The 26466-nt window shown below is 49.9% G+C and carries 19 protein-coding genes; 1 reads left to right on the forward strand and 18 read right to left on the reverse strand.

Going from position 1 to position 26466, the window contains the following annotated elements; all coding sequences use genetic code 11:
• Nucleotides 1-179: 179 nt before the first annotated feature.
• Nucleotides 180-1367: a glycine C-acetyltransferase gene (gene kbl / locus C7Y71_RS08350; RefSeq protein ID WP_111899219.1), complete on the forward strand. Its 1188-nt coding sequence runs from the start codon at nt 180-182 to the stop codon at nt 1365-1367.
• 103 nt (nt 1368-1470) lie between these two features.
• Here kbl and C7Y71_RS08355 read toward each other — a convergent pair whose 3' ends face one another.
• The 18 genes from C7Y71_RS08355 to C7Y71_RS08435 all read right to left on the reverse strand — a co-directional run bounded on the left by C7Y71_RS08355 (nt 1471) and on the right by C7Y71_RS08435 (nt 26249).
• Nucleotides 1471-2832, reverse strand: coding sequence for a TrpB-like pyridoxal phosphate-dependent enzyme (locus C7Y71_RS08355; protein ID WP_111899218.1), 1362 nt, complete (start codon nt 2830-2832; stop codon nt 1471-1473).
• 203 nt (nt 2833-3035) lie between these two features.
• On the reverse strand, nt 3036-4571 hold the full coding sequence (gene gpmI, locus C7Y71_RS08360; RefSeq protein ID WP_111899217.1) for a 2,3-bisphosphoglycerate-independent phosphoglycerate mutase: 1536 nt from the start codon (nt 4569-4571) through the stop codon (nt 3036-3038).
• Between the two features lie 581 nt (nt 4572-5152).
• Complete coding sequence (locus C7Y71_RS08365) at nt 5153-5554, reverse strand: GxxExxY protein (protein WP_111899216.1); 402 nt, start codon at nt 5552-5554, stop codon at nt 5153-5155.
• A 525-nt stretch (nt 5555-6079) separates the two neighbouring features.
• Nucleotides 6080-6367 (reverse strand): hypothetical protein, encoded by a 288-nt coding sequence (locus C7Y71_RS08370; RefSeq protein WP_146739485.1) that lies wholly within the window; start codon nt 6365-6367, stop codon nt 6080-6082.
• Between the two features lie 156 nt (nt 6368-6523).
• Nucleotides 6524-7429, reverse strand: coding sequence for a helix-turn-helix transcriptional regulator (locus C7Y71_RS08375; RefSeq protein WP_111899214.1), 906 nt, complete (start codon nt 7427-7429; stop codon nt 6524-6526).
• Between the two features lie 27 nt (nt 7430-7456).
• Nucleotides 7457-8158: a T9SS type B sorting domain-containing protein gene (locus C7Y71_RS08380; protein WP_111899213.1), complete on the reverse strand. Its 702-nt coding sequence runs from the start codon at nt 8156-8158 to the stop codon at nt 7457-7459.
• Nucleotides 8159-8441: 283 nt separating this feature from the next.
• A complete protein-coding gene (locus C7Y71_RS08385; protein WP_111899212.1) occupies nt 8442-9557 on the reverse strand; it encodes a CapA family protein in 1116 nt (371 codons plus the stop codon).
• Nucleotides 9558-9658: 101 nt separating this feature from the next.
• The gene (locus C7Y71_RS11865) at nt 9659-9820 is read right to left on the reverse strand and encodes a hypothetical protein (protein WP_193215885.1); all 162 of its coding nucleotides are present in this window, start codon (nt 9818-9820) and stop codon (nt 9659-9661) included.
• A 23-nt stretch (nt 9821-9843) separates the two neighbouring features.
• Entirely contained in the window at nt 9844-11187 is a 1344-nt protein-coding gene (locus tag C7Y71_RS08390; protein WP_226943422.1) for an alanine/glycine:cation symporter family protein, read from the reverse strand.
• A gap of 38 nt (nt 11188-11225) precedes the next feature.
• Nucleotides 11226-13568, reverse strand: coding sequence for a ferrous iron transport protein B (gene feoB, locus C7Y71_RS08395; RefSeq protein WP_111899211.1), 2343 nt, complete (start codon nt 13566-13568; stop codon nt 11226-11228).
• 181 nt (nt 13569-13749) lie between these two features.
• On the reverse strand, nt 13750-15318 hold the full coding sequence (locus tag C7Y71_RS08400; RefSeq protein ID WP_111899210.1) for a DHHW family protein: 1569 nt from the start codon (nt 15316-15318) through the stop codon (nt 13750-13752).
• 36 nt (nt 15319-15354) lie between these two features.
• Nucleotides 15355-16410, reverse strand: coding sequence for a DHHW family protein (locus tag C7Y71_RS08405; protein WP_111899209.1), 1056 nt, complete (start codon nt 16408-16410; stop codon nt 15355-15357).
• 5 nt (nt 16411-16415) lie between these two features.
• Nucleotides 16416-17909 carry an MBOAT family O-acyltransferase gene (locus C7Y71_RS08410; RefSeq protein ID WP_111899208.1) on the reverse strand — a complete coding sequence of 498 codons (1494 nt, stop codon included), beginning with the start codon at nt 17907-17909 and terminating at the stop codon, nt 16416-16418.
• 50 nt (nt 17910-17959) lie between these two features.
• On the reverse strand, nt 17960-18817 hold the full coding sequence (locus C7Y71_RS08415; protein ID WP_111899207.1) for an SGNH/GDSL hydrolase family protein: 858 nt from the start codon (nt 18815-18817) through the stop codon (nt 17960-17962).
• 145 nt (nt 18818-18962) lie between these two features.
• Complete coding sequence (locus C7Y71_RS08420) at nt 18963-19850, reverse strand: CapA family protein (RefSeq protein ID WP_111899206.1); 888 nt, start codon at nt 19848-19850, stop codon at nt 18963-18965.
• Nucleotides 19844-22240 (reverse strand): DUF3160 domain-containing protein, encoded by a 2397-nt coding sequence (locus C7Y71_RS08425; RefSeq protein ID WP_111899205.1) that lies wholly within the window; start codon nt 22238-22240, stop codon nt 19844-19846. Before C7Y71_RS08425 ends, C7Y71_RS08420 begins: the two co-directional genes overlap by 7 nt.
• A gap of 33 nt (nt 22241-22273) precedes the next feature.
• Nucleotides 22274-22774 (reverse strand): hypothetical protein, encoded by a 501-nt coding sequence (locus C7Y71_RS08430; protein ID WP_111899204.1) that lies wholly within the window; start codon nt 22772-22774, stop codon nt 22274-22276.
• Nucleotides 22775-23807: 1033 nt separating this feature from the next.
• Nucleotides 23808-26249, reverse strand: coding sequence for a TonB-dependent receptor (locus tag C7Y71_RS08435; protein ID WP_111899203.1), 2442 nt, complete (start codon nt 26247-26249; stop codon nt 23808-23810).
• Nucleotides 26250-26466: the final 217 nt, after the last annotated feature.

Raw genomic sequence — 26466 nt, forward strand, 5'->3', positions numbered from 1 at the left:
ATTCGATTTTTTTCTTTTTTACACGAATTGTGTTCTGTTGTGCAAAGGAAATTCTTTTTTCTCAAATTAACTCAATTTTCGTAGGTTATTTTTAAAAATAATTGTGTTACTTTGTGTGTTTTTATCAGAAAGAATATCTATAACCTCGCCCAAACAGCGAAAAACAATATCTTAAAACAATGTACGGTAAATTTCAAGAACATCTTCAGAAACAACTGCAGGACATTAAGGATGCAGGTCTTTACAAGGAAGAACGCCTTATAGAAAGTCCTCAGCAGGCTGCCATTGAAGTTGGCGGCAAAACAGTGCTCAACTTTTGTGCAAACAACTATCTCGGACTGAGCAACCATCCTCGTCTTATTCAGGCTGCAAAGGATGCTATGGATAAGCGCGGTTTCGGTATGTCAAGTGTTCGTTTCATCTGCGGTACGAGCGACATCCACAAAGAACTTGAGGCTGCCATCTCCGATTATTTCAAGACAGAGGACACCATTCTTTATGCTGCTTGCTTCGATGCCAACGGTGGTGTGTTTGAACCTCTGCTCACCGATGAGGATGCCATTATCAGCGATGCACTGAACCATGCTTCTATCATTGACGGTGTACGTCTCTGCAAGGCTAAGCGCTATCGCTATGCCAATGCCGACATGGCAGATCTCGAACGTTGCCTTCAAGAAGCACAGGCACAGCGTTTCCGCATCATTTGCACTGATGGTGTGTTCTCAATGGATGGCAATGTAGCCCCGATGGACAAGATTTGCGACCTCGCTGAGAAATATGATGCCCTCGTGCTCGTTGACGAGAGCCACTCGGCTGGTGTGGTAGGTCCTACAGGTCATGGTGTGAGCGAATTCTACAACACTTATGGCCGTGTGGATATCTACACTGGTACGCTTGGCAAGAGTTTCGGTGGTGCTATGGGTGGTTTCACCACAGGTCCTAAGGAGATCATCGCCAAACTGCGTCAGAGCAGCCGTCCATACCTCTTCTCCAATAGTCTCGCTCCTGGTTTAGTGGGTGCTGGTATCGAAATGTTCAAGATGCTGAAGGAAAGCAATGCCATCCACGATAAACTCGTGGAGAATGTCAACTATTTCCGCGACAAGATGATGGCAGCAGGTTTCGACATCAAACCTACACAGAGCGCCATCTGCGCTGTGATGCTCTACGATGCTCCTCTGTCGCAGCGCTATGCAGCCGCTTTGCAGGAAGAAGGCATTTACGTTACGGGTTTCTATTATCCTGTCGTTCCGAAAGGTCAGGCACGCATCCGTGTGCAGATTTCTGCCGGACACGAGAAAGAACACCTCGACAAGTGTATCGCAGCCTTCATCAAAGTGGGCAAAGAACTCGGTGTGCTGAAGTAAGCAGAGACCAATCGCCACTCATGGCGGGAGGCAAAGAAAAAAGCCTTTTGCAGCGCTTTATGCTGCGAAAGGCTTTTATGATGTATGTGTCGGACGACAGTTCTCACACTTCAGGCACATTGGCGAGGTTCTCCTGTATTACACTGTCCTCGAGGGTGTAGTTGTGGAGGTCGCCATTGATGTAGCTGTCGTATGCCGTCATGTCGATGAGGCCATGTCCGGAGAGGTTGAAGAGGATAACCTTTTCTTCTCCGGCTTCCTTGCACCTGATGGCTTCGCGTATGGTGGCTGCTATGGCATGGCAACTTTCAGGTGCGGGTATGATGCCTTCTGTGCGGGCAAACAGCATACCGGCATCGAAACTTTCAAGTTGCGGAATGTCCACGCCGTGCATCATGCCGTCCTTGATGAGTTGGCTGACGATGGTTCCTGCTCCGTGGTAGCGTAAGCCACCGGCATGGATGTTGGCAGGTTTGAAGTCGTGCCCAAGGGTGTACATAGGGAGCAATGGCGTGTAGCCGGCTTCGTCGCCAAAGTCGTAGCGGAACTCGCCGCGTGTGAGTTTCGGACAACTTGCGGGCTCTGCTGCTATGAATTCTGTGTCCTTGCCGTCGAGGAGGTTATGGCGCATGAAGGGGAAGGCAAGCCCTCCGAAGTTGCTGCCGCCGCCAAAGCAGGCTATAATGGTGTCGGGATACTCGCCTGCCATCTCCATCTGCTTTTCTGCCTCAAGGCCTATGATGGACTGGTGGAGCGACACATGGTTGAGCACTGAGCCGAGGGTGTACTTACAGTTGGGTGTCGTTGTGGCGAGTTCTATGGCTTCGCTGATGGCTGTTCCGAGCGATCCCGGGTGGTTGGGGTCTCGGGTGATGATGTTCTTTCCTGCGCGGGTGGACATGGATGGCGAACCTACCACTGCTGCTCCGAATGTGCGCATCATCATGCTACGGTATGGCTTCTGCTGCAAACTGAGTTTCACCTGATACACTGCGGCTTCAAGTCCGAACACCTTGGCAGCATAACTGAGTGCTGCGCCCCATTGTCCTGCACCAGTTTCGGTGGTAACATTCGTTACGCCTTCCTCCTTGCAGTAATAGCATTGCGGCAGTGCGGAGTTCACCTTGTGCGAACCGAGCGGATTGACGCTCTCGTTCTTGAAGTAGATGTGCGCCGGTGTGTCGAGTGCCTTTTCGAGTTCGTAGGCGCGAACGAGCGGTGTGGCACGGTAGTACTTATATTTATCTAAAACGGGTTCGGGAATGTCTATCCACTGGTGCTCTTGGTCGAGTTCCTGACTGCAGCATTCCTGTGCGAAGATAGGATAGAGGTCTTCTGCCTTGAGCGGCTCTTTCGTCGCGGGATTGAGGGGTGGGAGCGGTTTGTTCTTCATGTCTGCCTGAATGTTGTACCACTGCGTGGGTATCTCATTCTCCTGCAGAATGAACTTCTTTTGTTTTGCCATAAAGTTCTGTCTTTTGTTAATGATTGTTTGATTTGCTAATAATACCACTGCAAAAGTAATGAATTGCAGCCAATGTGCAATACTTTTATTTGAAAATAGTTGTTCTATTTCCAAAAAAAGTATAGGCAGGAGTTCTCTTTTTACGTTTCTCTCCTGCCTATAATTCTATTCTTCCGTTGTGTTGCGAGGTTTCCTCGCTTTTCTTACTTTGTGATGAGGTCGTTGCCGGTCATCTCTTTGGGCTGTTCGATGCCCATGATGTGGAGGATGCTGGGTGCCACGTCGGCGAGTATGCCGTCCTTCACTTTTGCGTCCTTGTCTTCCGTAACGTAGATGAAGGGCACGGGGTTCAGCGAGTGAGCCGTGTTTGGTGTGCCGTCTTCGTTGAGTGCATGGTCGGCATTGCCGTGGTCGGCTATGATGATGGCTTCGTAGCCTGTCTCCTGTGCTGCTGTGATGACGTCTTTCACACAACTGTCGATAGCGACAACTGCCTTCTCAATGGCTTCGTAAATACCGGTGTGACCCACCATGTCGCCATTGGCAAAGTTGACAACGATGAAGTCGTATTTGTCTTCTCTGATGGCTGCACAGAGTTTGTCCTTCACTTCGTAGGCACTCATTTCCGGCTTGAGGTCGTATGTAGCCACTTTCGGTGATGGCACGAGCACGCGGTCTTCGCCTTCGAAGGGTGCTTCGCGTCCGCCGTTGAAGAAGAAGGTAACGTGTGCGTATTTTTCTGTCTCTGCCGTGTGGAGTTGGGTAAGCCCCTTGCTGCTGAGGTATTCGCCGAGTGTGTTCTCCACGTTCTCTTTCGGGAAGAGGATGTGCACGCCAGTGAAGGAAGCGTCGTAGGGCGTCATGCAGTAGTATTGCAGGTTGGGAATGGTATGCATGCCTTCTTCGGGCATGTCCTGCTGTGTGAGTACGATGGTGAGTTCCTTGGCGCGGTCGTTGCGATAGTTGAAGAAGATAACCACGTCGCCTTCCTTGATGCGTCCGTCAACGTTGGCGTTAACAAGCGGTTCCATGAACTCGTCAGTGTTTTTGTGCTCTTCCGTGTCGGAGTCATAACATTCCTGCACACCCTGCACCATGTCGGTGCACTGCTTGCCTTTGCCTTCGATGAGTTGGTCGTAAGCCACCTTCACACGGTTCCAGCGCTTGTCGCGGTCCATGGCGTAGAAACGGCCGATGATGGATGCCACGTGTGCGCCCTGCTTGTCGCAGTGGGCTGTAAGGTCGGCGATGAAACCCTTGCCACTCTTGGGGTCGGTGTCGCGACCGTCCATGAAGCAGTGTACGTATGTGCGCTCGGCAATGCCGTATTCCTTGGCGATGTCCACGAGTTTGAGCAGATGGTCGAAACTGGAATGTACACCGCCGGTAGAGGTCAGTCCCATCAGGTGCAGACCCTTGCCGTTCTCCTTGGCGTAGGAGTAGGCACTCACGATTTCAGGATTTTCAAGTATGCTGCCGTCTTTGCAGGCACGGTTTATCTTCACGAGGTCCTGATACACGATGCGTCCTGCACCGATGTTGAGGTGTCCCACTTCCGAGTTACCCATCTGTCCGTCGGGCAGACCCACATTCTCACCGCTCGCAAGGAGTTGCGAGTTGGGGTATGTGGCGTTGAGGTGGTCAAGGAACGGTGTCGGCGTGTTGTAGATAACGTCGTCCTTTTGGCGGTCGCCGATGCCCCAACCATCGAGAATCATTAGTAATGCTTTCTTTCTCATATTGTTTTGTTTTTTTATTGTCTTTTTATGGCACGAACCCCCATGCCGTATATTTCAACCTGCAAATTTACGCATTTTTCGGCTGATTACCATACAGGTTGCAGTTTTCTTTAGGATTCTCATACAATTTGTCAGTTTCAACTGACGAATTAGGTTTAATGATGTCCTAAACCTCGTAGAACTTGCTCATACTTCAATATGATGATTTTTTCAAGAATTTGAGAATTATAGAATTTTCTTGAGCTGGTATGTTATAAATAATTCTCGTAACTCAACTTTCGCAAGTGATTATATGTCAAGAATTTGAGAATTATAGAATTTTCTTGAGCTGGTATGTTATAAATAATTCTCGTAACTCAACTTTCGCAAGTGATTATATGTCAAGAATTTGAGACGTGTTGTTGAGCGTATGCGAAAAATTTAAGAATTATTATTATCAGTACACCCATTTCTTCCATTCATACCCTTTCAGATAATCGGCAATGAAATAAATTCTTTAATTCTTCAATTCTTGAAAATACAACAATCTGATATTGAAATACTTGACAACTTGCAAAACTTGAATTCTCGTAATAGGAGTTTCATAATCTTGAAGGTTTGTAGTCTTGATGGTTTGGTATGAATTTGTACTGTAAACTTGTCGTGCCAAAGTTCAATAATAGTCCTAATTGATGGTTTCCAACGTGAAGATAGTTAATTAGTTGGGATTCAAACTCTCCAAGAATATCATTATGTGCCTTGAGTTCGACTCCGATTTTATCATAACATAGGAAATCATAGTAGAAGTCGTGCTGAAGTAAGACTCCGTGATAGGTCATTTGAATGTGTTTTTCCCTTTCGTATGGGATGCTGTTTTCTTGCAGCAAAACTTCAAAAGCATCTTGATAAACTTTCTCTTTGAATCCACATCCTAATTCGTTATGCAGTTGAAACGCTAATCCCAACAAGATTCTCGCCTCCTCTTGATGTATGTAATTACTCATAGAAAGTTATTTATTATCAAAAATTTGAGAATTATAGATCTTATTTATAGTTGGCTTCAAGCGCAAAGTTAATATAATTATGGAAGTTTTCTAAGTCAACAATATCATTTTCTTAATCAAGAATTAGAGAATTATAGAATTTTTATGACATCTCTTCGTGTCCAGAGTTTCTATAATTCTGAAATTCTTGATATTTCTCTGTCACATGTTTTATCTAATCAAGAATTGGAGAATTATAGAATTTTTATGACATCTCTTCGTGTCCAGAGTTTCTATAATTCTGAAATTCTTGATATTTCTCTGTCACATGTTTTATCTAATCAAGAATTAGAGAATAGATGATCTCTTTGAGATGTTGAAATTCTTTAATTCTAAAATTCTTGAAAATAAATCATGATGCCAATGACAGAATAAACGGGAAATGCCGTGTTGAGCATTTCCCGTGGTGGGCATACAGTGTATGGTGTATGCAGGTTATGGTTAGCAGATGGAAATTTCTTTTATGGTGGTTGTCCTTTTCAGGTGTCAATGACCGGTTGCATAGTCTTTCTTGCAGGCATAGATGCTCAGTGCGAACCATGTGAGGCAGATGGTTGTAACGACTATGCCGGCGTTGGCGGTGAGGCAGAGCGCGAAGAGGGCGAGTTGTGCGTTCAGGATGCGCAGTGTGCAGATGGGGGAGACGGGCTCTTCGAGCAGCGCGCTGTAGAGTGCTGCAAGGCGGACGATGGGTGTCCAGTTGGCTATGCGTGATGTGAGGTTCATATTTTTTTCAGATAAGGTTGGTTTGCTGATTGAGATGGTCTGTTTCATGATGCTTTTGTTTTTACAGAGCCGCAAAAAAAAGCGGACCCTTGCTTGATTTCTGTTGCAAAGGTCCGTACAGAAAGTGTCAAAATTTGACACTAATGAATTTTAAATGTTAAATTTTCAGGAAAAACCATGAATTTCACTAACACGTTTTTTTGTTTAGTGGAATTTGGATATTAAATGCTCAGCGATTGTTTTCAGATAGTTCTTGAATTCTTCTGACTGTTCCACTTCGATATCGTCGGCGAGTCCGATGACGAAGCGTCCTACTCCTATGAAACTGCAGACTTCCGTTCGGAGTCGGCTGGTGCCGTCGTCGTAGCGTTCGAGTTCTGCGATGGATTCGGGGTATTCTTCTATCAGTAGGTTTGTGGCGAGTTTTCCGAGTCGCAGGCAGATGGGTTTGCGCTCTTCGCCGGAGAAATGGAAGATGTCGCGGCTGACCTGTTTGTGTTGTTTTTCGTTGCTCCAGTTGAGGTCGAGGAGTTTGACACTTTGTGCGCGACTGATTTTGAAGGTCTTATTTTTTTGCGATGCTATCTCGAAGCAGCGCACTTCGGAGTTTCCTGCGAGGAGTTGGTAGGGCTCAACGATGCGGTTGGACGTTTTCCGGCTGTTGCCCGAGGTATAGTTTTCGAGCACGCAAATTCTGCGTTCTCTGATGGCTTGGTAGATTTGGCTGATGTTTTGCGCCACGTGCTCATCTATGCTGTGCGAAGCGATGATGCCGGCATCGTACAGGGCAGCGAGTTTGTCGCGCAGGTGGCGCACGCCGGGCGTTTTGTCGGTTACGCTGTTGAGCACACGCTGCAGGGTGATGGCTTCGTCTTCTGAGAAGTGGATGCGCCCCGTGAGTTGGTTGAAGAAGGGCGATGCGGGGTCGATGCTGTAGCAGCCGTTGCTGAGGCGTATGCCGAATCCCATGTAGCGGAGTGTTTCGAGGTATCTGAAGAGTGTCCGTCGGCTCATCTCGAGTCTTTCGCAGAGTTCATCGGTGGTGATGCCCCTGTTCTGTGTCAGTATGAGGAGCAGCCGGAGTTCTTTTGCGCCTGTAACGTGCGACATGGCGGTTTGTGCTACTGTTTTGTTGGTCTATTCAGATGTGATGCCTGTGTCTTCGCGATATTTCCGGAGCAGCGTGATGGCTTGGTTGATTTTGTATTCACGCCGGTCGGCTCCTTTTGCCTTGACGTGCAGGTAATACACCCCGTCGGGTGCGTCTTTGCTGCCGTCCTTACCGTCCCATCCGCCTTCGGGGTCTTTCCATTCATAGATTTTACGCCCGCTTCGTGTGAACACAGCGGCTTCAAACTCTATTATACTCTGCTGATTTCTCGCCTTGAATATATTGTTTGGTTCTTCATCGTTGGGTGTGAAGGCATTGGGAAATTCCAGTTGCGACTGGCTGATGAAAACGCTGAAAGGTTCTTCCTGCACGTACTCGATGGTATCGCCTTCGTTGTAGAACGTGATGAAAAGTTGTATGACGTACGAGCCCGACTGTTCGAAGTTGTATGTGGTGTTTTCCTGAAAACGCTTGATGGTGTCGTTAGCGAGTGTGGTGCCGTCCTTGTTGGTGTAGGTGCAGTAGATGTCCCATTCGTAGTATGCCTTGTAATTGCCTACGTCCTGCGGGTTGGCGTAGAAGTTAACGCTGATTGGTGCACCGTCGTAACTGGTTTCATCGGTTACGGTGGCGCCCGTGGAGTCCACATATTCCATGATGGGCATGGCGGATTGTGCCATAGCGGTGAGGGGCAATATAAGCAGTATGAAAGAGAGGAGTTTTCGCATATTTCCTGATTGTTTTCTGCAAAATTAGTGGTTTTCGTCCGAAATGCGAAAAAAAACCGGTAATTCTTGAATTTATCGACGTTACCTCATTTTTCTTTGAAGTTAACGACGTTACCTCATTTTTCTTTGAAGTTAACGAAGTTATTGAAGTTATCGCTTCGCTCGAAGTTAACGACGTTACCTTGTGCTGATAATATTTATCGGTCCAAAGTATCGTCATTAACTTCATTAACTTCGATAACTTCAATAACTTCGATAACTACATAATTATCCTTATGCTAATTCACTCGAGCGTGATGTTTCCTTCGTTGTCTATGCGTATTGGTGAGCCTGTGATGTCTGCTTCGGTGAGGCTTTTAATCTGTTTTGCCACGGCATTTGTCGGGTCTTTACGCGGTCCGGCACCCTTCTGCTGTATGAAAGAGTGGATCTTTCCTTTCTGGAAGGCGCCATCCTTGCCTATGCTGATTTCCACTACCGGTGCGTAGCCGGAGATGCCTGAGAGGCTCATGCCGTAAGGTGTGCAGAAGTTGCCAAGGCTGTAGGCGATGAAACGCCCCTTATACACTTCCATGGCACGGCAGACGTGTGGTCCGTGTCCGAACACCACACTTGCCCCGTTGTCGATGCAGAAGTGGGTGAACTTGCGCAGTTCTCCGCGGTTCTCTCCGAGGAATGTTTCTTGTCCCTGCGGCAGATGCGCGCGGTCCTTGCCTTCTGCTCCACCGTGGAAGGTAACGATGATGATGTCGCTCTTTGTCTTGAGGTCGTCGATGATGCGCTTCACGTTGGCGAGGTCGGCATGTTTCAGCGTGTAACTGTTATGTCCGAAGGCGCAGATACCGTAGCGCACGCCATTGCGCTCCACCACAGCCGATTCGGTGCGTCCGGCAATGCCACTGTATTTGATGCCTTGCTCGTTGAGCACTTTCTCTGTAGAGACGATGCCTTCGTCGCCAAAGTCCTTGGCGTGGTTGTTGGCCTGGCAGACGTAGTCGTAACCGGCGTCTTTGAGCCATTGCCCGTAGGTGGTTGGAGTGCGGAAACTGAAGCTGTGCGGTCCGCTGCCCTTGCGCGACCTGCCACCGTCGAGCAACGTGCCTTCAAGGTTGCCCAGAGCGATGTCGGTGCGCTGTGTAATCGCCTTTGTGTCGATGAATACGTCGCGTCCCTCGTGAGGTGGCAGTTGTACGGACGGATAGGTGGTGCCCATCATGATGTCGCCCGTCATCGAGATGGTCATCGTGTCTGGCAGATTGGGGTTCGGCTTCTGCTGAGCCTGTGTTGCCTCGCTTTTTGTGCTGTCTTGATTGTCGGTGCCGTTGGTGCGCCCGTCGTTACCGTTGCACGAAACGGAACACAGCAGTGTGGCAATAAGGATGAATACGCTTTTTTTCATTGTTTGTTCTTTTGTTATGTTTTGTTCTTGAGTTGCAAAGATAGGGCTTTGGAACGCGAAGGACGCAGATTGACACGAAGTTTTTTCGTTTATGTCGCCAATTATGCCATTGCTTCGCTCGGCGATGACGCGAATGGCCTTGCGGTGAAAAACTGACTTTCCATTTTCCACAATACTGCGCCGTAGGCATTCGCGTCGCTCGAGTTTTGCTCGCTTGCTACTGCAAGAATCATCAAGCGAAGCGAAGATATAATCAGCGTCAAGAGTCAGATTCTCTGCTATCTCCTTATTCCTCGTCGAGTCTGTTCTCCCAAAGGTATTTCTTTGTTTCTCTCGCCATTACGCCGCTCAACAGGAGGAGCGAGATGAGGTTGGGTATCGCCATGAGTGCGTTCAGTGTGTCTGCTATGTTCCAGATTATGCTGAGGTTGATGATGCTGCCGATGAACACCGCAATGACGTACACGCTTCTGTAGAAAAACCGGCTTTTCTGTCCGACCAGGTATTCCATCGCCTTTTCGCCGTAGTAACTCCACCCGAGGATGGTGCTGAGTGCGAATGTTACGATAGCGACGGTAAGGATTTCCGGTCCGAAAGGTATTTTAGAGAAAGCCATCTTTGTCAGCATCTCTCCGCTACTGTAATCAATGTCGGGATAGGCGAGTATGCTGCTCACCAATACGATGCCCGTAATGGCGCAGATAACGACAGTGTCCCAGAATGTGCCCGTTGATGAAACGAGTGCCTGGCGCACAGGGTTTTTCGTCCGTGCCGCTGCCGCTATGATAGGTGCAGAACCCATACCGCTCTCGTTAGAGAACAGTCCGCGTGCTATGCCGTAGCGTGCTGCAATCATCACACTGGCTCCCAAAAATCCGCCACCTGCCGCAGATGGGTTGAATGCACTCTCCACAATCAGTTTGATGGCGGGCCATACGTATTCAGCGTTGTAGATGAGCAAAATGATGCAACCGATGATGTAGAACGCTGCCATGAACGGCACGAGTGCTCCGCAGAACTGTGCTATGCGCTTCACACCGCCCAACAATACTGCTGCAGCGAGGAGGGTGATGATGAGTCCTGTCATCCATGGTGCCACGCCATACGTGTCGAACGACAGTGTGGATATGGCATTCGCCTGCACCGTACAGCCTATGCCGAATGCCGCGAGGGCAGTGAATATGGCAAAAAGCACAGCCAGCCATTTCATGTTCAGTCCGCGCTCCAAGGCATACATCGGACCTCCGAGCATCTTTCCGTCGGTTGTCTGCACACGATATTTCACGGCAAGCAGGCCTTCGCCATACTTCGTGGCTATGCCAAACAGTCCGCACACCCAGCACCATAGCACGGCACCCGGTCCGCCGGTGGTGATGGCAAGCGCCACACCGACGATATTACCCGTTCCTATCGTGGCTGCAAGTGCGGTGGCAAGTGCACCGAACTGACTCACGTCGCCTTCTGAATTCTTGTCCTTCTTTACGGATAACTTGATGGCTGTCAGTAACTTGCGCTGGGGAATACGCAGTCGGAAAGTCAGGAAAATGTGTGTGCCAAGCAGCAACACAATCATGGGCCAACCCCAAAGGTAGCCGTTGATAAAAGTGAAAATTTCGTTAATCCCTTCCAATGTGAATAATTTATGTTATGTCTTTTTGTTTGTTATGTCTAAGCCATTATCCAGTAGGCGAGGAGCGCCACGATGTATGCCACGGCAAAGGTGTAACACGTGCCCCACAGCGCATATTTCCAGTTGCCGCTCTCATTTTTCAACGCTGCTATGGTAGCGATGCATGGGATGTAGAGCAGGGCAAAGATGAGGAAACTCAGTGCCTGGGCTGGTGTGGTGCCTTCAGCCTTGATGCGTGTTGCCAGTGAAGTCTGTCCCGCCTCTTCGCTGTTTCCGGCTTCCATATCCCTGTCCACTTCATCGGCATCTACACCATAGATTACGCCCAGCGTGCTGACCATCAGTTCTTTTGCGCTGATGCCGGTAAGGACGCTCGTAGTCATCTGCCAGTTGTAGCCGAGTGGTGCGAAAACAGGCTGTACCGCCTTGCCTATGGTGGAGAGATACGACTGTTCCTGTTGCTGTTGCTCCGTTTCGCCTGCTTCACCCCTCGGGAAGTATTGCAGCACCCAGATGATGACGCTTGCCACAAGGATGACGTGTCCCATCTTGTATAGGTATTCGCGTCCGCGTTCCCATGTATGGCTGAGCACGCTCTTTGCCATTGGGCGGCGGTAGGGGGGTATCTCCATCACGAAATGACTGTCGCCCTGTTTATGAAGTAATCTGTTGATGAGGATGGCAGAAAGGAATGCCACCACTATGCCGCCCATGTAGAGGAGGAACATCACTGTTCCTGCACTTTTGGGGAAGAAAGCGCCGGCAAAGATGAGGAATACGGGTATGCGTGCGTTGCACGGCATGAATGGTATGACGAGCATGGTAACGAGCCGGCTTTTCCTGCTTTCGATGGTGCGTGTTGCCATCACTGCCGGTACGTTGCAGCCGAAACCCATGAGCATGGGTATGAACGACTTTCCGTGCAGTCCCGCCTTTTTCAGCAGTGGGTCGGCGAGCGTGGCAGCACGGGCGAGGTAGCCGGAGTCCTCGAGCAGAGATATGAGCAGATAGAGGATGAGAATGTTCGGCAAGAACACGATGACCGCTCCCACACCGCCTATGATGCCCTCCGTCAACAGCGAATTGAGCCAACCTTCAGGCAGGACACCGTTGATGGTATCTTTCAGCCAATCCACACCGGCTTCTATCCAATCCATGGGATATTGTCCTACGAAGAACGTGAGTTGGAAAATAATCCACATGATGAGCAGGAAGAAGATGTAGGACACAGGGTTCGACACAAGCAGACGGTCCAGGAATAGTGTCCGTTTCTTCTGTTTCCCTTCTTTCAGTTCATAGATGCCTTCCAGCAGTCCGCGCACTTTGGCATTGGCTTGTGCATTGCTGCGCTCCTTGTTGCGAATGGCTTGCAATATCTCGCGGCGGTTTTCGCGGTGTTCTTCGGTGGCAGCCTTATTGGAGAGGGCTGCATCTAAGGCTTGCCGGATAGTCTCTTTCACACCTTCGCCGCTACTGGCCACGGTAGGTATGAATATCATTCCGAGCCGCTCTGCAAGCGTCTCCATTTGCAGGGTGCTGCCGCTGCTGCGGAATTCGTCGTACATGTTCAGGGCACCGACAACGGGAAGCCCGAATTCTTTCAGTTGCAGGGTAAGCATCAGGTTGCGCTCAAGGTTGTTCACATTGAGCACATTCACGATGACGTCAACCTTGCCTTTGCTCAGTTCCTGTGCCACGTATGCCTCTTCCGGGCTGTAGGCTTTCAGTGAGTAAGTGCCCGGTAAGTCGATAATGCGCAAATGATGGCCGTCAAGGTCCATTTCGCCTACCACACTCGTTACCGTTACGCCGGCATAGTTTCCCGTTCGCTCGTGTCCGCCGCTTGCTGCGTTGAAAAATGCCGTCTTGCCGCAGTTGGGGTTGCCCACGAGTGCTATAGTAATATCGTCCGGATTGGCAGGTTTCACCACGTTGGGCTTCGAACAGTTGGGGCATCCGCCACAGCCTTCGAGCACGGCCTCATGGCAGTTGGTACAGACGTGTGTCCCATCGCCTTCTGCCTCCTGGGCATCGTGGCAACTCACGTCGGCAGAAATATGGTGGTGGTCCTCCTCAATTTCGCTGCCTGTCATGCCGGAAGAGTCCTTGCCTGTCTTGGTACTGTTTGGGGAATGTATCAGTTCTTCTGTGGAAATCGGCTCATTGGCAATGTTCACGCGCCGTGCCTCTTCATCGCGCAGTGCCACCCTCTCTCCCATTACGGCATAAACCACGGGTGTGCCTATCGGAGAATTGTATATACGCGTAACCTTCTGCCCAACGACAAACCCCATCTCTTCAAGGTGGGTGCGGAAAGCCAGGGTGCCCTCTATGCGCTCCACATATCCTGATTCGCCATTATGTAATTCCGAAAGATTCACAGTTATCTTGATTAGTCCCTTTTGTCAGCCGAAAGGCCTGTCTTGGTTTATAAACTGCAAAATTACTTCATTTTTTTATACTTCAAATACCCAATAGTGGTGATTTTGCAGATAGGTTCCCGCTGAGCGATGTATAGCAAATGTTAAAGCAGTTGTGAAAAAACTCTCCACTCTCAATTGTCTATTTTGAGGAATGTGCTCTTCCTGAAGAAACAGATTTCTCTGCTTCAGGTGCTTTTCCTGCCGGTGGTGTGTCGTCCTTTTTTGTGGCGTGTGCCGCGTTTTCTGCCTTCTTGGGCTTTTCAGCGTTGGTCTTTGGTTTTACCTGTTTTGCAGTTTTTTGGTTCTTTTCAGCACCTTTTCCGGCAGCATTCTTAGCGTTGCTGTCCTGCTTCTTCTCTTGCGGCTTGTCTGTCTCATTTTGAGGTGTGATGGCGCCGTTTTGGTTGAGGAAGCGGGTATAGACATCGCAGATATTGGGAGAATATGCCCTGAAAATGCCGTTGGCAAAGAGGATGTCCGTGATGTGGTTGTCCTCCACATACTTTTTCATGTTTTTCGTGAAATAGCGATTGTCGATGACGTGGATTTCCTCGAAAGAGTAGAAGAGGTATCCTGGCAGTGCATTGCCGTAACTGTCCTTGAGGATGATGAGGCGTCGTCCGTTCTTGGTGCCTGTACGTATTTGGGCAATCTTCGTGTCGCCGCCCATGAATGTGCAGTAAGCACCACCGCTACCGTCGGGGTATTTGAAGAAGAAGGCACCTGTGCGAGGTGATGACTCCGCTGTTACTTTGTAATCCTTATCAACGGTATAGTTAATGTAGGTGGTGTTATAGTCGATGTCTCTCGGTGTCCAATAGACAAAGTCTTCCGGTGCATTCTTCACGGCGATGTCCTTGGAGTAGCCGTACATGGAACCCACATAGCCATGTACGACGTGGCGGTCGTACGAATCGAGGCTCTTGAATGGAACTCCTGCCACTTTCGCAAATTGCTGTGCGGCATAGAAGGCTCCGAGCGGTGCCCAATGGTGGTCTGTACGCAGATAGATGTCTTCGTTGGCATGTTGCCCGAGGGGTGTGTAAATGTCCACTGCCTTTACGTCCGGGTCGAGTAGGCTGTAGATGTTGTTGATGGTGAGGTTCTGCGGTTTTGTGAGTTTCTTTGCCTGTTCGGGACAGTAGTATGCCGTTGCGGTCGGGATAACCATGCAATATACGTTCACTCTGTCGCCAAAAGTGCGCTTGTAGGTGTTGGCTGCTTCGGCATACCTGCTGCCTCCCGTTGCCTCGCCGCCGTATGCCTGAAGGGCTCTTACGTTTGGTCCGCTGCCCACGATGATGATGCCGCGGCTTGCCACTTTTGCTTTCTCGTCGCGGGTAACGTTGTTGGTGTATTCGCCCACCTCGCGGTTGTCGTCATCCAATATGGCACTTTCGGGGTCAGCACTGCCCGCTTCGGCGTGGAACGACACGGAGTTCTCGTCCTTGGGCAGTCCGAGATGGTTCTTGATTTCCATACTGAGTTGCAGGAACTTGTCGCGGAAAGGTTCGGTGTCGCTGAACCATTTCGAAACAGAGTCGGTGTAGTGCCCCTTCGTGAGTTTGTCCACGGAGAAGTCCGGGAGTTCTGCCAAATCCCTTTTTTCGAGTTGTGAGAAACTGCTTCGGGGGAATGTGGTGAAAACTATCGTCAGACCTGCAAATGCAGTCATGACTAAGCCTGTGTATATGGACGATCCTTTCATCTTTTTGGGTGTGCTGTTTTAGTCGGTATATGGTCTTTACTGTACGAGGTATCTCTCGTAGGCTCTTGGTGTTTGCGGGGCTTGTGCCAGGACGATGCAGTTGCCGAACACGATGTCGGTGATGCCGTTGTCTTCCACATATTTCTTGATATTTTTCTTGAAATAGCGACAGTCCACGATGTGTACTTGTTCGAAAGAATAGAAGAGATAGCCGGCTATGGCATTTCCGAAACTGTCCTTGAGCAGAAGGACGCGCCTGCCGTTGTTGGTGGGTGTCTGCACGCGTACAATGCGCGAGTCGCCGCCTACGAAGGTGAGGTATGCCGCGCCCGTGTTCTGCCGTTCCTTGAAGAACGGTCCCTCGAACGGCTCCGAGGTACCGATGATGGTCTTCCGGTCCTTGGAGAGTTTGTAGTCTATGAAAGTGGTGGTGTATTCGATGTCCTTTGGCGTGTAGTACACGAATTCTTCAGGGTTGTTCTTCACTTCCATGTCCTTGGTGTACATATACATCGTGCCTACGTAGCCTGGTATGACGTGTTCCTCATACGAGGAGAGGTCGCGGAAGGGCACTTCTGCCACAGCGGCAAATTCGCGTGCAGCGTAGTATGCGCCGAGGGGCGACCAGTGGTGGTCTGTGCGGTTGTATATGGGCTCTGCGGCATGTGCACCAAGCGTGTCGAACACATTGACGGGAATAACGTCGTCGCGCAGTTGCGAAAAGATGCGGTTGATACCGTCTGCTTCACTTCTCGACCATGCACTTGCAGCATCGGGTGTGTAGAACGAACTTTGCGTGGGCACCGGCATACAGTAAACATCCACTTTGTCGCCAAATGTTTCCTTGTATTTGTTTGCTGCGGCAGCGTAGGCGTCACAACCGCTTGTGGATACACTGTAAGCCGAGAAAGCGCGCACTTCTGCACCCTTGCCGGCAATGATGAGTCCCTTTGCCGTTTTGCGGGCTGGCGCATCGGCATTCACTGTGTTCACATACGTGCCGCATCTTACGGGCGGGAAATCGTTTTCCTGTGCTTCAGCCTGTGTGGTGAGGCAGAATGCTATGACTGCTAATAATATGATTTTTTTCATCCGGATTAAAATCTTGTGTAGAGGAACGGGTTGTTTGTGGCGCCTACAAGTAGCGACACACTGATGACAAGCACTGCGAGCGTAAAAGCGAGGCGCGTCGTGGTGAAAATCACATCTTCAGCCTTGCTACCTTTGCCTGTAATCACCGTAACAGTCCTGGCTGCATATTTGCGTATAGGCAGGCAGAACAAAATGCCTACTATCCAAAGCCAGAAGTTGTCGTAGATAACAGATTGGGTGGTCAGCAGGACGTTTTCCTTCCCGCCACCGAAGAGTGCCGTGAAGAAAGAACCGCACTGGCTGAGATCTTCAAAATAGAAAATGCCCCAGCCCAGCACGAGGAAGAAGAGAGCGTATGCGTGCATGAAAACCCATCCGGGAAAGAGGATGAAAGTTCTCGTGAATAGGTTTTGTTTCCTATCCAGCACAGCCTTCTTCATCTTGAGGAGTGTGTGCTTCTCGAAAACGAGGAGAACGGCGAAGTAGAGTCCCCAGAGGATGAAGTTCCAACTGGCACCATGCCACATACCTGTGAGGAACCATACCACGAAGATGTTGAGCATCTGATGCCTTCGGTTGCCACCGAGCGGGATGTACAGATAGTCGCGGAAGAAACTGCCGAGGCTGATGTGCCAGCGGCGCCACAGGTCGGTCATAGAGTCGCAGCAATATGGGTGGTTGAAGTTCTCCTTGAAATGAAATCCGAGGCATCTGCCAATACCTATTGCCATGTCCGAATAGCCAGAGAAGTCGAAATAGATCTGCAGGGTGAAGGCGGCTATGCCCAGCCATGCGCCATGGGTGGTGAGGTCGCCTATGCCGTCCTTGAGGAACTGGTCTGCTATGACGGCGAACTGGTTGGCGAGAATCACTTTCTTGCCCAATCCGAGGGAGAAACGGAACACACCATCGGCAAAGTCGTCCATGCTGACATGGCGGTTGCTGATTTCGCGTGCCACAGTGTCGTAGCGCACAATAGGACCTGCTATGAGTTGCGGGAACATCGATATGTAGAGCAACAGGTTGTAGAACTTCTTCTGTGCCGGCGACTCCCTGCGATAAACATCGACGAGGTAGGATATCGACTGGAAGGTGTAGAAACTGATGCCAATGGGCAATGCTATGTGGGGGTTGTCAACGTGCAGTCCGATGTTGGACAGTATCTCGGTGAAGAAGTTGAGGTATTTGAACACGGCGAGTATGCCGAGGTTGCAAATGAGACCTATGATGAGCGCCAGTTTGCGGTGGCGTTCCTGACTGTCGATGACTCTTCCCGCAAAGTAGTTGACCACCACGCTGCCCAGCATGAGGAATACATAGACCGGTTCGCCCCATGCGTAGAATATCAGTGAGAAGATAACGAGCGCGAAGTTGCGGCAGGTGCAACTCTTCCGGATTTTGTCTCCGGATGTGGCATTGTCTATCCACGTTGCTGCCAGATAGAAGAGCATGAACGCGGGGAGGAAGACAAACAGGAAAAAAAGGTCGGAGAAAACCATGATGTGATATATCTGTTTTAAGGGATGTTAATGTGTGTCCTGAAGGATGATTACATGTTCAGTATCGTGCCCACTTGGCGCGCTACGTATGCACCTATGCGGCGTGCGCCAGCCTCGGAGGTGTGTGTGCCGTCATAAGTGTACCTGAAAGCCACCTTTTCCTGTGTGGCATAGATGCCTGCATCGCGATCCAGACGGATGACGTTTAGGCTGAGATGACTGCCACAACCTTCAATGATTTCGGCTGTCTTGCGTATAAGTTCCGGGCTTGTTGCCGTGGTCTGTAAGGGTGCAAGCAGGATGATCTGCGCTTCGGGAAAAGCCTCCATTAGTATCTCACAGTTATAGCGTACACTTTCGGCAAGAGAGAGCACCTGGCTGGGCTTTTTCGATGTGATTAAACCATCGCGATAGGCAAAAGCCTGGTCTGCAGTTGTGTCTAAAGCCTTGGGGCGTTTGCTGAGGAACCATGCATCGTTTGTACCGCAACCGATGATGATAAGGTCGGGCTTTACCTGACTGCCGCTCCCGACAGCGTTTTTCAGGCGGCAAACCTGATTGTAGATGACGTTGTCGTTGCCCAGACGGCCGATATTTTCTTCCACATTGTATTTGGTCACGTTGGTATTGGTCCACGTGGCTCCGCTCCGGGCATAACTCTTGCATGTGGCAGGCGCAAAGAAACGCCTGAACCAATAGTTCCAGCCTTTGGGCTTGTCGCAATCGTCGCCGCCTATCCATGTGTTGGAGTCGCCGAGAATGACCACATTGACGGAGTCGTTGCCCTGCTTCGCAACACTTTCGGCAGCATTGCCCTGCTGTGCAGCATTGTCGGTATTTTCTGTCTGTGCGCAGGCAGACAAAACAAATGCAACGGCAAGGATTGCCGTTATAAAATAATTCCTCATAAAGATGTGAAGGTTTATCTTTTTCTTTTCGTCGCAAAATTAGAGAAAAAGCATGAAAAATAGCGATTTATGTGCTTTATTTCTGAGAAGATTTAAAAAGTTGTGTACCAACGTACCATTTTGCCAAGAACAAATTGCATTTGGGTTATTCTGCCCGGCAGGGCACACACTCCCTGATTTCAATGGGTATGGTCTCTGTATGGGACGAATCTTTGGTGATGATCATCTTCACCATGCATGCCTTCGAGTTGACAGGTTTCTTCTGGTCGAAGATGAAGTTGCCGATGCTGTAATAGATGGGTTTCCCTTTGTATTGTTCGATGGTCTGCATGGTATGGGTGTGATGGCAAATCAGGGCATCGGCACCGGCGTCAATCAACTGATGGGCTTGCCGGCGTTGCTGGGGTGCCGGCTTCAGGGTATGCTCTGCTCCCCAATGCAGGGAGACGATGACGCAGCATTGTGGGTCTGAGGTTTTCAGCCGATGAATCTTAACGAGCAGGGAGTCGAGGGGTTCGTTACTGACCGATGTCTTTTCGGGCAGGTAGGAGAAATTCTCAAGCGGCATCTGCAGGGAGGTCAGGAGATAAACCTTACGCGGCGATGAAGCCAGCAGGACAGGTCTTGCAGCCTCTGTCATGTTGTCGCCTGCGCCTACCGGAATCATTCCTGCCGCTTCGATGTTCCTCTTCGTGTCGGCAAGTCCTGTCCTGCCTTGGTCAACGCTGTGGTTGTTGGCAAGGTTCAGGTGGGTGATGCCATGCCGTTTCAGTGACAGTAGCCATTCGGGTTCGGCGCGGAAGATGTAGCGTTTGTAGGCAGGCTGTCGGATTTTCGTGGCAGGGCATTCGAGGTTGGCTACGACGAGGTCGCTGTGCCGGAAGACAGAATCCACGAAATGTGAGAAAACATAGTCTGTGCCGCGGTGTTCCACGTATTGTCGAACACCGCGGTCGAGAAGTATGTCGCCGGTAAACGTGATGGTCAGCGTGTCGCTTGCCATCAGCATGGCGATGAGCAGTTGGCTTAGCATCCTGAACTGTAGAAAATATACTCGTTGTCGAGGCTCTCTTTCTCCAAAGGTACGATGATTTCCTTCATCCAGTTGGGAATACCCTTGTCGGGCTGTGTTTCCAGACTCTTCTGCCATTCCTCGTCTGTGGTACGCGGAGCGGCAACATCTTCCTGGAACTCACGATAGGAGAATACGGCACCGCGCGTGAGGTAGAGGTAGCCGTCGATTTCCACTACCACATAAATCTCGTGGGCAGGACCGACTGCTTCATAGAGGACAGACTTGTTTGGGTTGTTAAGGCCATTCGCCGTATAGACATCTGCCACGACGGCTATCGACTTGTCAGCGCCGTTCACTTCGCTCCATTCCGACAGGAATTCATCAGGTTCTGTAACGAGGTTCAGCGTGATATATTCGAAAGTAGAACCAATCACTCTTATCTGGTTGTATTCCTGTTCAGTGAGTTTATGTCCTGCAAGTTCTTTCATGCTGCAGTTGAGCAGGAATTCGGCTTGTTCGCGCAAGTCGGCAGCCGCAGTGGTACCTTTCTCTGTTTCGAGGCCAAAGCGTTTCAGTACGTCCATCGTGGCATCAATGAGTTCAATCGCTTTGGTCCAGTAGGCGATGTTGGGCTCCACATAGCCCTTCACGATGGGGTCGGGAGGTCCGCCGCCGCCACACTCGGCAGCCATGGGTTGTTTGGCATAGAGGATGGCATCGTGCTTGAGTTCTGCCCATGAGGCAAGTGCCGTGTTCAGGTTTTTCTTCTCCCATTGTGGTGTCTGCATGAAGTTGGGATATTTTTTATTCTTGCTGTTGACATCCTTCAGCGAAGCAATCCATTTGTTTGCCACTGTTTGGTCCCAGTCAATCTCTCCCATGCGGGTCTTCATGCGTTCCAGGTTGCTGGTGAACATGTTCCAGTTCTGCTGCTCTTTGAGTTCTTCGATAAGTATGCGCTCTGCAGGTGAAATGCCGATGGAAGCGAGTACGTCGAGTCCCTTGGGTGTGCCGCGCAATGTGGGTGAATTGTCATAGTCAACCATTTCTTGCAGTACTTCTCCGTCGGGCATATAGCGCTGTGGCATCAGGCATATTTTGTATGCGCTCGACATCAGGAATTTGGGCTTGATGCGCGACTGTTTCTTCGACAATTCTTCCAAAGCCGTGCGGATGGCTTCGAATTTGGCATCGTCGTTGAAGAGTTCGGTGAGTGTGCAGCCGCTCTTCTGTATTTCTTTATACACCTGCAAGATGCTGACGTCATCGGGCATACCCATCAGGTAGGTGATAGGCGCGGTCAGGTCGTTGTACATCTTGGTTAACTTATGATTGCTACCCACAGTCTGTGCCATGAGCAGGGCTTGCTGCAACTGGTCGTCCTTGTCTGTGCCGAAGGGCACATTCTGCAGCCACATCATGGCGCGGAAATAGCGTTGCAGCGTTTCGTTGCGGGTGTAGTGTCCGCGTGGGCGATAGATGTTGTAGATGAACTTGGGCATCTCTCTTTCAGAGGTGTAGCCCAGGAATTCGGAGTAGAAGGTCCCGGCATCATTCACGTGTGCTATCTCTTCCTTCACCATTTCAGTGTAGGATGCTGCCACTGGCAGAACTTTCCCCGTAATCAGGGCGTATGCAATGGCATAGTAGGCGGTGTTGTGCTCTGCTGCAGCCTTTATTTTAGCATCGGTGGCTGTGGCTGCCTCTTGCTTCATCAGGTCGTAGTTCTGCTTGATGAAATCCGTTACCATCGGCGAGAATTTCTGTTGCTCCGTCTCTTTGAGCAGGCAGTCGAAGAACATGTGGAATGCCTGGAGATAGAGGTCTGTCGTTACGAAACTGGGGAACTGGCGGTAGTCGTTGTTCTCATAGATGTGGAAGAGTTGATCTTTTTTGTCAGGCACGATGGCAAAACCATTCTTGGCGATGGCGTTGTAGAGGCGTGGTTCGAAATCATTCAACTGGAATGGGTTGATGATGTTGTCCATATTGGTCATCATGCCGTCAGGCACATCGTTGTTCTTTGCCTTCAATTGGTTTTCATGGTCTTCTAACTTTTTGATGAAAGCCTTCTCTTCTGGTGAATACTTAATAGGTGCTGCCTTGTTGTCTTCTTCTTTCGAATAGCGGTCCCACATCTTTTCAGAATACCACGAGGTGGCATCAAAGAGTCCGCGCAGGTCGCCTTCCATGAAGCAATAGCCCTGTCGTGCTGCCGGGGCATTGCGCAGGATGCGTGTCTCTGCAATGGAGAGGCTGCTCACGTCAATGTTGAGGGGTAGTTTCTTGTTGAGTCGCTCCACGTCGATGTGGGCTTTGCCCGGAATGATGACGGGGTGGGGCTTCTTCTGTGCGTTCATTGTCATTGCGACAATAACGCTTGCTAAGGTTAAGAATAACTTTTTCATGGGTATAATGATTATAAAGTCCGGATTGTTGTTTTAGTCTTGATAGAAAATACTTATCGCTTCTTCTCTTGTAACGTTCTTGATGAGGAACCGCTCAAAACCCATACCGAAATGCGCCCAGCGGTATTCTGCCACCACATATTTTCCGTCTTTCGTGGTTTCAAGGCTTCGGATGAGTCCGTCCTTGAAACGGAAGTCTTCCAGAATGCCGCCCAATTTTGACCCCATCCAGAGTGGACGCACATAGCCGTTGTAGTTCTTGAAGATAAAAATTCTTCGCCCTTTCTCCTTGTAGTAGCGCGTACTCTTCACCACTCCCACCATGGCGTCAGTGCTGCCGTTGCCGTCCACATCGCCTGTGCAGAACTGATAGACGGGGTAGGGCAGTTCCCAACGGTCGCAGGTGGAGTCGGTCTTAAGCGTCAGAAACGAAAGTGTGTCGTTCTTCTGCTCCAGAGAAAACTCCTGTCCGAAGGCAGTCGTGGCAACCAGCCAAATGCCTATAACCAATAACCGATGGCAAACCGTTCTCATCACATCATTCTTTTGATTTCTTTCTTCAATACTTTAGACGAAAAATTTGCAACAAAGTTAAAAATTGTAAACAAAAATTTTATAGCCGTTAGGTAAAAAATAATTATTGGTGTTCGGTAAAAGTTTCTATAGGTGTCCGGTAAACGGGCTGAAAGCCCCAAAAGCGCAAAGCCCGGGGTAGCGCCCTGGGTGTATGATCAAAAGCATTGGCGCGCTGTAAGCGCAAAAGCAGATATGCAAACAAAAAAGATTTGCGTAAATTCTTGATTCATAGCGCTTTTGCCCATTCAGAGCGTATTTACCAACATCCATAGAGAGGGTGTGTCAAAATAAATTGAGTGCGCTATCGCGCAGAAATCCTACAAATCTACTCAAATCTATCAAATTGATTTTCAGACGATTATTTTTTCATGATTTGTAATGATTTGCAAGATTTCTCGCCTTTTTGGCGACTTTATCAATTTTGACACACCCTCCTATGTGCTTTAAGGCTTTCAGCCTAATTCATAGTGCTAAAACTGACGCAACAAAGTCAAAGCGTAAGCCATCAAAGATTGCTCCCCCTTAAAACACCCATTCTTAGAGCGTGTAGGAATTTTTCCTATCGATAAATCAGAAAGTTAGCCCTGCAAATCGCCTTTTTGCAAAGGAAAAATTGCATTTAGTTGGGATGGGCTACTTAGAAGTACGTGAGTTGGGTATAAAAAACTATTTCTGTCGTATGGCAGTCCCATAGGGACGTTACAACCATAGGCAGGGGTGGAAGGAGCGAAGCGATTGGAACCCCTGTTATATAGGGAATAGCATTGTGAGCCCAGTATGGGCGACACAGGAATTAACAGATTAAAACATCATGTTCATTGTGTGCAGATGTACCGTTATTTGTTTTTTCTGTACCACCCCGATGGGGTTCATTTTTCATATATGCCGTAAAACAGGGGTTTCAGTCGCTTCGCTCCTTCCACCCCTGCCTAAGCTGTATCGCCGCGCTGCGGCTAACGGATACCAATGATTATTTTATACCAAACTCACGTTAGAAATGCACGTTCAGGTCGATGCCGAAGTGTCGCGGTGTGCCGTACTGTGCAAAGGTGCGGTTCATGTTGACGAACCGGAACGTGCGGTAGTCGTTGCCTGTGAGGTTCTTGCCCCAGATGCCGATGGAAATGTTTTTGGCGAATTCTAAGCCGATGCGTGCACCCATCACAGCATAGAAAGGTTCGCGCATGGTGTTCGCTTCGTTCCAATACACATTGCCTGCTCCGAATACGTCCACGCCGGCACTGACAGCCTTGAGCCATGTGGTGCTGACGGGCTGGCGGAAGTCGAGGGCAGCATTGACGGTGTGTTCAGGCACGAAGGGCACGCGGTTATCGGTGTAGTCCACGTTGATGCCATTATTCATGCCGAGATCGTAGTTGGTAAATACTGCGTGGGTATAGCCATAACCTGCTGTGAGAAGCAAGCGGTTGCTGAGCATGGCAGCACGGAGTGATACCTCAGCACCGCAACTGCGGCTCTTTCCGGCATTGACGAGGACGCGTCCGAATCCGCTCTCGGTGAAGCGCGCCAACTGCTGATTGCGCGTTTCTATCATGAACAGCGAGGCATCGAGTTGCAGCGCCTGTCCGAAGAGGTTGAGGTGTGTGCCCACTTCGTAGTTCCACGAAGTTTCGGCTTCATATTGCAGTTGGTCGATGGCGGGTTCTTCGGGTATGTTGGCTGCCATGGCGCCCGTCATGCCTGCGATGGCGCGTTCCTTGCTGGCGTCGGGCAGCGGCATGGCATTGATGGTTCGGGTCACGTAGTCCTGCACGTTGATCATCATCTGGCGGCGCAGCAGTGTCTGACTGAGGTCGGAGTAGTTCTGGATGTTGTAGCCCCCACTACGATAACCACGCGACACGAGGGCATAAACATTTCCCTTGTCTTTCCCGAAGTCGTATTGCAAAGCAAATTTTGGCAGGAGTTGCCACGTGTCGTAGTCTGTTTTCCCTGCGAATGCAGGATTGGACGACATCACCGCGTTAATCCTAAACGAAGGCATAGCGAAAGCATAGTATATGTCGCGCGCGGTCATACTGTTCAGTTCGAGTTTGTGGCGGTCGTAGTCGAGGCGCAGTCCCACTGTGAGCGAGAGGCCTTTCACGAAGAGGTCGTGCAGTGTGGACTGGTGGAAGATGGCTGCGTTCATGTTGGGTGTTCTGAACTTAGCCGTGAAAGGTATGTCCTGCTCGTTGAAAGCGAGGCTCATTGCTGGCATGGCGGGGTTGGAGAAGATGCGCGTAAATTGGCTGTTGAGGTAATCTACACCATCGCCGTAGAACGTTACAGGGCACGACGTGTTTGTCCATTGGTGGTTAGCGAAGACACCCGTTGTCCACTGCCACCACTTTCCAGGCTTACTCTTGACGGAAATCTCCTCAGAGATGCCGTTGAGCCTTTGTCGCTGTTCGAGGCTGAAGATGTCGATGGCGGTGAAGTCTTGGTCCATGAAGAGGCGGTCCTTCAGGTGCTGATATGCCGTGATGGAACTGAGGATGAAGTTCGGTGCCTCCCATGTGATGCCCAGTCCCGCATTGAAGAGGTTGCGCTGATAGAGGCTCTGTCGGTTTTGAGGAATCACACCTGTTGTGTTGTGCGTTATGGTATCTGCCAAGAGAACATACGGACAAGCGCGCTCGTCGCTGTATTCGTAACTTAGGTTGACATCAAATCGCAGGTTTCGATTCGCTTGCCATGCTATGCGCGATTTCACGCCTGCGGCATCGCTCTTATCTGCTTTGCTACCCCTCGTTACGTTGCGGAAGAAACCGCGCTGACCCTCGTAGAAGGCACCTACGCTGGCGGCAAGCGTGTTGTCCTTATTGTGGAGGAACGTGTTGAATTGTGCCTTCTTGCCTCCGCTGCGCGATGTGGCACCGAAGGCGATGTCTGTGCCATAGTGAGTGAAGGGATCGGCGGTGTGAATCTTGATGAGTCCGCCCATCGTGTTGCGCCCATAGAGGGTAGATTGCGGACCGCGAAGCACATCCACGCGGTCAACGTCGATAAAGTTGAAGTCGTATGCCGTCTTGTCGTGGAAAGGCATGTTATCTACGTAAAGCCCCACAGCAGGCGAATTGATGCGCGAGCCGATGCCCCTAATGTAAGCCGCCGAAGTGAGGCGCGAACCATATTGCGGCATATAGAAATTGGCAGACAGTGTGGCAGCTTCTTTGAGCGAGTTGCTACCTCTATTGTCGAGGTCATCCTTACTAATGAGCGACACCGACAGGGCTTGCTTTCTGAGCAGAGATGTCTCTTTCGGCGAAGCCACCACAATGGCAGTCTCAAGGTTCGTTACGCGCGACGTGTCGCCGTCGGCGGTGATGTCCGTGGGAGGAACAATGTCTGTGTTGGCAGGATTAGTGTTGCCCTTTGCGGAAACGCCTATCGCCACCGCCAGGAGCAGAAGTAGTGAGCCTTTTTTCATGCTGAATTTTACCTAATTATAATTATGCCGCAAAATTACGCACAGCAACCTCCCCCCACAATCCTTATTTGTTAGGAAAAACACGATTTAAGCAGAAAATAAGGTTTGTCGTGAATTTTTGTTATATTTGTAGCCAATAGTCAGAAAACAAATTAGACTACTAATAATACAAAAAAAGTTCCCACCGAAGCAGGAACATAGGTTTTACCCTTCGGCC

Origin of the sequence: Pseudoprevotella muciniphila (assembly GCF_003265305.2) — a bacterium.
Classification (GTDB): Bacteria; Bacteroidota; Bacteroidia; order Bacteroidales; family Bacteroidaceae; genus Alloprevotella; species Alloprevotella muciniphila.